This is a genomic window from Citrobacter sp. Ce129 (assembly GCF_030334545.1).
Lineage (GTDB): Bacteria > Pseudomonadota > Gammaproteobacteria > Enterobacterales > Enterobacteriaceae > Citrobacter > Citrobacter europaeus.
The window spans coordinates 1-364 of sequence record NZ_JAOWDS010000018.1; the positions used below are offsets into that span (position 1 = coordinate 1).

The 364-nt window shown below is 52.5% G+C and carries 1 tRNA gene and 1 other RNA gene; both read left to right on the forward strand.

The features are described from left to right. The first annotated feature begins 122 nt into the window (after window positions 1-122). A non-coding RNA gene (locus OGV77_RS00075) (RtT sRNA) lies at window positions 123-254 on the forward strand. A 43-nt stretch (window positions 255-297) separates the two neighbouring features. Beyond that, window positions 298-364 (forward strand) — tRNA-Tyr (locus OGV77_RS00080).

Below are 364 nucleotides of genomic sequence, written 5' to 3' on the forward strand. Positions count from 1 at the left end.
GTTCCCGAGCGGCCAAAGGGAGCAGACTGTAAATCTGCCGTCATCGACTTCGAAGGTTCGAATCCTTCCCCCACCACCATTATTCACTACAGCGATGTAGTAACCCCAATAAGCTATGCTGAAGTTTGCACTTACTGGGAAGGGTGAGAGCCTTCGATTAAGGTTCGACTCGAGCGAAAGCGAGAGAACGTTGCCAACGGCAACGGCCCGAAGGGTGAGGAGCGAAGCGACGAATAATCCTTCCCCCACCACCATTCATTACGTTAGATTCACAAATTAGTATGCCCCTGGTGGGGTTCCCGAGCGGCCAAAGGGAGCAGACTGTAAATCTGCCGTCATCGACTTCGAAGGTTCGAATCCTTCC